This window comes from Variovorax sp. OV084, assembly GCF_900111625.1.
In the GTDB taxonomy this organism is placed as follows: Bacteria; Pseudomonadota; Gammaproteobacteria; order Burkholderiales; family Burkholderiaceae_C; genus Variovorax.
This window is the reverse complement of record NZ_FOII01000042.1, coordinates 1-9,036: the sequence shown is the minus strand read 5'-3', so window position 1 is coordinate 9,036 and position 9,036 is coordinate 1. Positions and strand designations below refer to the sequence as shown.

Below are 9,036 nucleotides of genomic sequence, written 5' to 3'. Positions count from 1 at the left end.
TCGAAGGATCCTAGCGGAGAACGCAGCCTGAGTAGGCCAGTACAACGTCTTTCGGATGTCTGCTATCGAGGATCGGGGACGTCTCTTTTGGGCCCGAAGGCGACGGTCAGACGTCGTGACTCAAAGACAGCTCGCAGTCTGAAGCAGCCTTCAAATGCCATGGCTTTTGATTCTTGGCGGCCCTAAGAAACATAGAACGATGGTTTATGGGCAGGACAGTTCCACCTTCACTTCCACATTGCTTGTACCGTCCTGCGCAAGCTGATCGAGCCCAGACGCAAAACTTCCAAGGCGCACAAGTCCTTCTGAAGGAGCGCCGTCCTTGTAGAAGAACGCAAGGTTGCCCCACGGAGCGTAAAAGCAGATGTCACCCGCTGAAGGCGTGTAAGAGTCAGGCGCGCCCTCTGTTGTCACTTGCCTCGGTAGGCCGGCAATTTTCTCTGTTGCTTCATAGTCCTTCAGATGCAACGTCAGCGGGAGAAGGGTAGCGAAATCCTCGGCGCTTCGGGTGTTGTCAAGCGTCGCAGTTGCGATGACGGCGCCGTCAATGATCATCCTGAGGTTCATCTGGTTGGCCTGTTTTCCTTGAATTGACTCAATGGCTTCTGGGGATGAGGTCGCCATCTGTCGATCGCCATCACATCAACTTCTCCGGAGTGATCGGCAGGTCGCGCACGCGCTTGCCAGTGGCGTGGAAGATTGCGTTTGCAATGGCGGCCGGGATGCCCACCATGCCTAATTCCCCCATGCCCTTCACGCCCAACGGATTGACGATAGTGTCTTCTTCCTCGACGAAGATGGTTTCGATGGAATGAATGTCCGCGTTCACCGGCACGTGGTAATGCTGCAGGTTGGCGTTCATGATGCGCCCGTAGCGGTGGTCGATCTCGGTCGCCTCCTTCAGCGCCATGCCGATGCCCCACACCACGCCGCCGATTTCCTGGCTGTGTGAAGCCAGTGGATTGAGGATCTTCCCGCAGGCCGTGACCTCGATCACGCGGGTGACTTTCACCGTGCCTAGGTCCGGGTCGACCTTCACCTCGACGAACTGGGCGCCGTGCGCGAGCGAGGCGTATTTGGCGCGCTCTGGCGACGGCGTGGAATCGAACTTCTCGGTGATCTCGTTCGTTCCCGTGTGGCGCATAACTTCGGCAATGCTCACCGAGCGCGCCGGATCGCTCTTGAGGCGCAAGCGACCATCGAGCATTTCGATGTCCGAAGCATTCACGCCTTTCAACGGCGAAGCGGCATCGCGGTTCGCCAGCTCCAGCAGCTTTGCACCGATGGCCAGCGCCGCGCCACGCACCGCCGAACCCACGCTGGAGGTGGTCCACGAGCCGCCTTGCGCCGGCGCCTTGGGCTGCCTGGTATCGCCCAGCTCGAAATGCACCTGGTCCAGCCGCAGCCCGAGGAATTCGGCCGCGATCATGGTCATCACGGTGTAGGTGCCCGGTCCGATGTCGCTGGTCGCGCTGGTCACCCCCGCAGTGCCATCGGCGCGGAAGGTGACGCGCGCGCTGGCTGGCATCTGCATCGCACCCCAGACGCTCGAGGCCATGCCCCAGCCCACCAGCAGCCGGCCGTCGCGCATCGAGCGCGGCTCGGGCTTGCGGTTCTTCCAACCGAACTTCTCGGCGCCGAGGCGGTAGCACTCGCGCAGCGACTTACTGGAGAAAGGCTTTCCGCTCTCCGGGTCGACCTCGGCGTAGTTGAGCAGGCGCAGCTCCATCGGATCGATCTTGAGCACGTAGGCCAGCTCGTCCATCGCACTTTCCAGCGCGAACATGCCGCTCACCGCGCCTGGCGCACGCATCCACGTGGGCGTGGCCAAGTCCGTCGCCGCGACCTTCAGCGGCGCGTGAAGATTGGGGCAGGCATAGATTTGCCGGGTGAAGCCGGTGGTCGAATCCGAGAACGGTTCAAACGACGAGGTGTTGTGGAACGCCTCGTGGATCATGGCCGACAGCTTGCCGCTGCGGTCAGCGCCCAACGCGATCTTCTGGATGGTGTACGGCCGGTAGCCATGCCCGGTGAACATCTGGGTGCGCGTGTAGACCACCTTGACCGGGCGCTTGAGCTCGCGCGCCGCCATCGCCGTCAACGATGGGTAGTAGTTCGGCTTGAGCGATGCGCCAAAGGCGCCGCCCACGAACGGCGACACCACACGGATGTTCTCGGCCGGCACGCCCAGGCTTTCTGCCAAGTGCGCCTGCACACCGTAGACCTGCTGGGTCTTGTCGAAGATTGTGAGCTGATCGCCCTGCCAGAATGCGATGGCCGCATGCGGCTCGATCGGGTTGTGGTGGTTGATGGGAATGCGGTACTCCGCCTCGACCTTGATCGCCGCGGTCTGCATCGCGGCGACAGGGTTGCCTCGCGGTTTGCCCTTCGCTGTATCCGGGTCCGGCAGTGCACGGTCCAGCACGGTTGCGAAGTCAGAGTTGTGCGGCTCAGTCTGGTAAGTGACTTTCACCAGCCTTGACGCGTGACGCGCCTGTTCATAGCTTTCGGCAACGACCAGCGCGATCGGCTGGCCGTTGAAGAAGACCCGGTCCGATTGCAGCGGCCACGACCATGCGGCCGGCGCGCCGGCCGCAGGCGCCGGGCCGAGCTTGCCCGCGTTCAGGTGCGTGAAGACGCGGATCACGCCACCCGCCTGTTCGGCTTCGCGCGTGTCGATGGCCGTGATTCGGCCTTTGGCCACCGTGCTCAGCACGATGAATCCGTAGCTGACATTGGGAATCTGGAACTCGGCGGTGTACTTCGCCTTGCCGGTGACCTTGGCGAGCCCGTCGACGCGGGTCGTTTCCTTGCCTAGATAGCGTGCCATGTGATTCCCTTTCTCACGCCAAGCGCGCGGCGCGCATCAACGCACGCGCGACAGAACGTCGACCCAATTCCACTTTGTAGGCGTTGTGCGCCAGCGGCCGTGCATCGCGCAGTGCAGCTTCGCCGGCACGTTTGAACGTCGCCTCGTCGGCACGCTGGCCCACGAGCAGGGCCTCGGCCTCGGCGCTGCGCCAGGGCTTATGCGCGACGCTGCCCAGCACCACGCGCGCCTGACGAATCCTGCTGCCGTCCATGTCCAGCGCGGCCGCGACCGAGACCATCGCAAAGGCGTACGAGGCACGGTCGCGCACCTTCAGGTAGTGGGAGTTGCGCGCGAAGTCGCCTGCGGGCACCGGCAGCTCGATGGCGACGATGAGGTCACCGTGCTCCAGGTTGTTGTCGCGCTGCGGCGTGTCGCCCGGCAGCCGGTGGAAGTCGGTGATGGCGATGAGCCGCTCGCGTCCGTCCGGCGCGCGGACGCGCACCTTTGCATCGAGTGCGTACAACGCCGTGGTCATGTCACCTGGATAGGTCGCCACGCACGCCTCGCTCCAGCCCATGATCGCGCTGATCCTGTTGAGACCCTCTCGCGCGCCGCAGCCGCTGCCAGCCTCGCGCTTGTTGCACGGCATGGACGTGTCGTAGAAATAGTTGCAGCGCGTGCGCTGCAACAGGTTGCCACCGTTGGTGGCCATGTTGCGCAACTGCCCCGAGGCGCCCGCGACGATCGCTTGTGTAAGCAGCGGGTAGTTCTCACGAATCAGCGGATGGTTGGCCGTTTCGGTGTTGGTGGCCAGGGCCCCGATGGAGAGGCCGGAGCGCGTGCGCTGGATCTCGCGCAGCGGCAGGCGGGTGATGTCGACCAGGCGCATCGGACGCTCGATGTCCTCTTTCATCAGGTCGAGCAGATTGCTGCCGCCTGCAAGGTATTTGGCTTGCGGCATAGCCGACATCGCGGCGGTCGCGGAGGCGGCATCCGCCGCGCGGACATATTCAAACGGTCGCATGGCCATCCTCCTTGATGGCTGTCGCCAGTTGTGTCTCGGTGGCGAAACCCCAGGTCTGGGCCGCCTGGCGGCCCGAGTGGACCTCCTGGATGGCAGAGACGATGCCCGGGTAGGCACCGCATCGGCAGATGTTGCCGCTCATGCGCTCCTTGATCTCGTCGTCGGTCAGGCGCGTTGTGGTCTTGCCGACGTTCTCGGTGACGTGGCTGACCTGGCCGCGCCGGGCCTCGCCCAGCATGCCGACAGCGGAGCAGATCTGGCCCGACGTGCAGTAGCCGCACTGGAAGCCATCGTGCTTGATGAAGGCGGCTTGCATGGGGTGCAGCTGGTCGCCTGTTGCCAGTCCCTCGATGGTGGTGACCTCACGGCCCTGAAGCGTCGCGGCCAGGGTCAGGCAGGACAAGACGCGCTGTCCGTCCACCAGCACGGTGCAAGCGCCGCACTGGCCCTGATCACAGCCCTTCTTGGAGCCTGTCAACGCAAGGCCTTCACGCAGCGCATCGAGCAGTACGACCCGTGAGTCGATGTCTAGTGTCTGCGCCGCGCCGTTGACCAGAAAGCTGACCTTCACGACGTTTTGCGCCACGACGGGCGCCGACGCTGCGCCGGGGACCGGCGGTAGCTGAGCGAGCGCGGACTCGGTCGCCAGCAGGTTCGCGGCGAAGAGGCCGATGCCGCCACCTCCGGTTTGCATCATGAAGCTGCGGCGTGACTTTCCGACGCCGTTCAGCTCCGGCATCTGAGCAAGGAGCGCAGATTCGTCGGCACTGAGCTCGGCCGGCAAGTCACTCTGGATTTCGTGGGGCATGGACGTTGTCCTTTATGAAAAAAATGCAAGGCAGTGGCAACCGACCAAGCCTTCGCGGGCGTTCCGGTGCTGTGTATGCGAACTTCTTCCTGTCGTTCTTCGCCGGGTCTACTGTGTCAAACACTCCGCCGATCGACTACGTGAGCAACGCTTAATGCCTTTATTAGCTTGGCTAATAGCTCCGTGGTTCGGTGCGAAATTCGCAGGCTTTGCGCGTCTCGGCCCGCGCCACTTCCAAGCCAAGTCTTCAGTCCCTTGAGAACTGGACCCGTACGCTGCGCTGCCCGAGCGCTTGCGCCAGACCGTTCGGGTCATCCACCCGACCAAGACGCGTGTACGAATACGGAGAATCGAAGGTCAGATAGAAGAGAACCACGGTATTCGCCCCATACAACATGAGGTCGCCATTGCGGATCGTTCTCGGTCTACTGGGAGCCGCAGGCAACTCCTTCGGCAAGTCGAACTTTTTTTCATTGCCGTTGAGATCGCTCATGTCGAGCGTCAGCGGCAGTCGAGCAGCGAACGCGCGGGCGGCATCCGTATCGGCCAAGGTAACGGCCAAACGACGTTCGCCGACGGTCATCCACATGCGTGCTTCGGCGTGGCTCTCACCGATCACGAGCAGGCCGATGCACAAGCTCGCAAGGCGCAGGCGCCACGGACGCAACGGTCTGATCGTCTCTGCAAACGGACTGCGTTTCTGGGTCATGTTGATTTCGTACGGTCTGCACGCGCTGTTAAGAAAACCAGAAACGCACCGACCAGCAACAGACCGGCGCTGAAAGCGAAGGTGCTCTGGTAGCCGCTGCCGTCGAAAAGCAAGCCCCCCAAGGTCGAGCCCAGTGCGATGGAGAGCTGGACCACAGCCACCATGAGCCCGCCGCCGGCTTCGGCGTCTTGAGGGAGCGTTCGTGCGATCCACAGCCACCAGCCCACCGGTGCGGCGGTAGCCACCAGGCCCCAGATGCCCAGCAGCACGGTGGTGGCGGGCACCGAAGTGCCAACGGCAATCAGCGCGACCGCGATCGCAGCCATCAGCACCGGAATGGTCGTCAGCGTGCCGTAAAAACCGAGCTTCAGAAATCGGCCGATGACCGTGGTGCCGATGAAGCCTGCGGCGCCCAGCGTCAGCAGCACGAGCGACAACGTCGACACATTGACCCGCGTCACCGTTTCCAGGAAAGGCCGGAGATAAGTGAAGAGCGCGAACTGCCCCATGAAGAAGACACCCACCGCGAGCATTCCGAGCACGACCCGCCGGTTCTTGAAGAGCCTGAAGACATTGAGTGAGCCCTTTGCGCGCGTCTGTGCCTGCATCGCCGGCAGACTGAACCACTGCCAGACGAATGCGATTACCGCGACCGGCACCAGACAAAAGAAGGCACCGCGCCAGCCCACGATCGAGGCGAGGTAGCTGCCCAGCGGGGCGGCCACGACCGTGGCCAGCGCATTCCCGCCATTGAAAATCGCCAGGGCCCGCGCCACCTTGGAGGGCGGCACGAGCTGCATGGCCGTGGCTGCCGACATAGACCAGAAGCCACCGACGACGACGCCGATCAGCGCACGGCCCGCCATGTACGTCACATAGTTGGGCGCCATCGCGACGATGGCCCCAGAGAGGCACATCATCGCCGTCAGCGACAGTAGCAGCGTCTTGCGTTTGATCCTGCCGGCGATCGCCGAGATCGACAGGCTCGTGACCACCGCGAAGACGCCGGAGATGGCGATGCCTTGACCCGCCATGCCTTCGGTGACCTTGAGGTCGGACGCCAATGGCGTGAGCAGGCTGACCGGCATGAACTCCGAAGCGATCAGCGCGAAGACGCACAGCGTCATCGCGAAGACGCCGCCCCAATGCGCAGGCTGCGCTTCGCCCCCCTGTTCGAAGACGGCACTGTCTGCCGTCATGTCGATGGCCTGCGCTGTCATCAGGCGCTCGCCGCGATGAGGTGCTTGTTGAAGAACGACGTCAGCTTGTCGAACGGGATCAGCGTCACGCGGTCGTACAGGTCGACGTGGCCGGCGCCCGGCACGACGAACAACTCTTTGGGTTCCGCAGCCCGCTTGTAGGCGTCTTCGCTGAACTCCTTGGAATGCGCCTGGTCACCCGTGATGAACAGCATGGGCCGCGGCGAGATCGTCTCGATGTCGTTGAACGGATAGAAGTTCATGAACTTGACGTTGCTGGTCAAGGTCGGCATGGTGGTGTTGCGCGCCGATGCGCCCTTGGGGGTGAACTCGCCGCGCGGCGTGCGATAGAAATCGAAGAACTCGCGCTGGATGGGATGCGTGTCCGCAGCCAGCGTGAGCACCGTACCACCGGTGTACTGCACTGCGCCGCCGCTGAACTCCGCCTGCCGTTGCTCGACGGCCGCGGCGATGATCTGCTTGCGCTGCTCGAGCGTCTGCGAGTGGTTGAGCGCATCGCGGTTGGCCGCGCCCATGTCATACATGCTCACCGTGGCGATGGCCTTCATGCGCGGGTCGATCTTCGCTGCACTGATGACGAAGCTACCGCTGCCGCACACACCGATGGCGCCGATCTGTTGCTTGTCCACGAATGCCTGACTGCCGAGAAAGTCGACCGCAGCGCTGAAGCTCTCGGCGTACATGTCGGGCGAGACCGCGTTGCGCGGCTGGCCTTCGCTGCCGCCCCAGAACGCGAGGTCCAGCGACAACGTCACAAAGCCCTGCTCTGCCATCTTGGTCGCGTACAGGTTCGCGCTTTGCTCCTTCACCGCCCCCATCGGATGACCGACGACGATCGCCGGGGTGCGCTTCTTGCGGTCCAGTGCCTTGGGAATGAACAGGTTCCCAGCGACGGTCATCTGGTACTGATTCTTGAAGCTCACATTCTGCAGGGTGACCTTGTCGCTCGCGTAGAAATTGTCGGCACCGTTGGGCAATTGGGTGCTCGTCTTGGAAGGCGCCGCCAATGCCGCTCCAGCCGTCGACAACAGGCCGGCGGCGGCCACGCCGGTACCGGCCATCTTCAGAAATTCGCGACGATCGGGTGTGGTGTCTGCTTGGGTTTTCATGGTCAATGTTCCTTTGAATGGAAGTTTGCCGATCGGCGAGAGAATTGACTAGGTAATGAATACTTAATACATTTATTACCCTCACTAATCAGTCCGTTTGATGCGGAGACCGACATGCCAAGACGCAATCTCAACGATCTGCTGGCTTTCGTGACAGTGGCCCGCGAGGGCAGCTTCACCAAGGCCGCCGGCACCCTCGGCGTGACCCAGTCGGCGCTCAGTCAGGCCATCCGCGGGCTGGAAGAAGGACTGCAGATCCGCTTGTTGACGCGCACCACGCGCAGCGTCGCGCCGACCCCGGCCGGTGAGCGACTCATGAAAGCGATCGGCCATCGCTTCGACGAGATCGAGGCTGAACTCGAAGCGCTTACCGAGTTGCGCGACAAGCCTGGAGGCACCGTGCGCATCACCTGCGGCGACCACGTGCTGCACACGGTTCTGCTTCCCAAGCTCGCGCCGCTCTTGCGCGAGTACCCTGATATCAAGCTGGAGTTCGACATGAACTACAGCTTTCGCGACATCGTGGCCGACCGCTTCGATGCGGGTGTCCGCATGGGCAACACGATCGATAACGACATGATCGCCGTGCCCATCGGCCCGCCGCTGCAGATGGCGGTGGTGGCGTCCCCCAGCTACTTCGCCGTCAACCCGATCCCCAAAACGCCAGCCGACCTGACGAAGCATCAGTGCATCAACCAACGCATGCCGACTTCCGGTGGGCTGTATGTCTGGGACTTCGAGAAGCGCGGTCGGAAGGTCAACGTGCGCGTGGATGGGCCGCTGATCTTCAATACCGCACCGCCCCAAGTGGACGCAGCATTGGCCGGACTCGGCATCTCGCTGCTACCGGAGGACGAACTGATGGCACATATCGAATCGGGTCGGCTCGTGCGCGTGCTGCAGGACTGGTGCCCCAAATTCGCCGGCTACCACCTGTACTACCCCAGCAAGCGCCAACCCTCGCCGGCTTTTTCGTTGGTGGTGAAAGCGCTGCGGTTCAGCGGGTTACGACAGCAATAAATCCTGCCGGTGTTTGCTTAAGGCTGTCCGTCTCACAAACCGGTTGCGACTACGCAGCCTGCCCGCCGTCGACAACGATGCGGTGGAGCTACGCTACGGCGCGAGACACGAGCGTCGGCGCCTCTTCGGCTGCTGCGTCGAGGCGCTGCAAGAGCACGTTTTCACCTTTGATCGAGTTATAAGCCAGGGCAGGACGGCGGTACGGTAGGCCGTTGCAACCAAGACGGGTGGTGACTGCTTTGCAGCGAGGCTGTGTGAAAACCCTCTCACGACCTGACGCTTCGGCCGGTAGAGTTCCCGGACATATTGAACACGGGGGTCAATATGCCCAGAT

The 9,036-nt window shown here is 62.8% G+C and carries 8 protein-coding genes; 1 reads left to right on the top strand and 7 read right to left on the bottom strand.

Annotation, left to right across the window (positions count from 1 at the left end):
- Nucleotides 1-204: 204 nt before the first annotated feature.
- From BMW87_RS34430 to BMW87_RS34400, 7 genes are all read right to left on the bottom strand, one after another.
- The gene (locus tag BMW87_RS34430; protein WP_256217043.1) at nucleotides 205-624 is read right to left on the bottom strand and encodes a cyclophilin-like fold protein; all 420 of its coding nucleotides are present in this window, start codon (nucleotides 622-624) and stop codon (nucleotides 205-207) included.
- A gap of 13 nt (nucleotides 625-637) precedes the next feature.
- Nucleotides 638-2,830: a xanthine dehydrogenase family protein molybdopterin-binding subunit gene (locus BMW87_RS34425; protein WP_093083051.1), complete on the bottom strand. Its 2,193-nt coding sequence runs from the start codon at nucleotides 2,828-2,830 to the stop codon at nucleotides 638-640.
- A 13-nt stretch (nucleotides 2,831-2,843) separates the two neighbouring features.
- Nucleotides 2,844-3,836, bottom strand: coding sequence for an FAD binding domain-containing protein (locus BMW87_RS34420; protein ID WP_093083063.1), 993 nt, complete (start codon nucleotides 3,834-3,836; stop codon nucleotides 2,844-2,846).
- Nucleotides 3,823-4,644 (bottom strand): 2Fe-2S iron-sulfur cluster-binding protein, encoded by an 822-nt coding sequence (locus BMW87_RS34415; RefSeq protein ID WP_093083049.1) that lies wholly within the window; start codon nucleotides 4,642-4,644, stop codon nucleotides 3,823-3,825. Before BMW87_RS34415 ends, BMW87_RS34420 begins: the two co-directional genes overlap by 14 nt.
- Nucleotides 4,645-4,891: 247 nt before the next feature.
- The gene (locus tag BMW87_RS34410; RefSeq protein ID WP_256217042.1) at nucleotides 4,892-5,353 is read right to left on the bottom strand and encodes a cyclophilin-like fold protein; all 462 of its coding nucleotides are present in this window, start codon (nucleotides 5,351-5,353) and stop codon (nucleotides 4,892-4,894) included.
- A complete protein-coding gene (locus BMW87_RS34405; RefSeq protein WP_218149821.1) occupies nucleotides 5,350-6,480 on the bottom strand; it encodes an MFS transporter in 1,131 nt (376 codons plus the stop codon). The genes BMW87_RS34410 and BMW87_RS34405 overlap by 4 nt, the downstream gene beginning before the upstream one ends.
- A 92-nt stretch (nucleotides 6,481-6,572) precedes the next feature.
- On the bottom strand, nucleotides 6,573-7,682 hold the full coding sequence (locus tag BMW87_RS34400; protein WP_256217041.1) for an alpha/beta hydrolase: 1,110 nt from the start codon (nucleotides 7,680-7,682) through the stop codon (nucleotides 6,573-6,575).
- A gap of 114 nt (nucleotides 7,683-7,796) precedes the next feature.
- On the opposite strand from BMW87_RS34400, the gene BMW87_RS34395 reads away from it, so the two are divergent.
- Nucleotides 7,797-8,702, top strand: coding sequence for a LysR family transcriptional regulator (locus tag BMW87_RS34395; RefSeq protein WP_093083046.1), 906 nt, complete (start codon nucleotides 7,797-7,799; stop codon nucleotides 8,700-8,702).
- The last annotated feature ends 334 nt before the right edge of the window (nucleotides 8,703-9,036 follow it).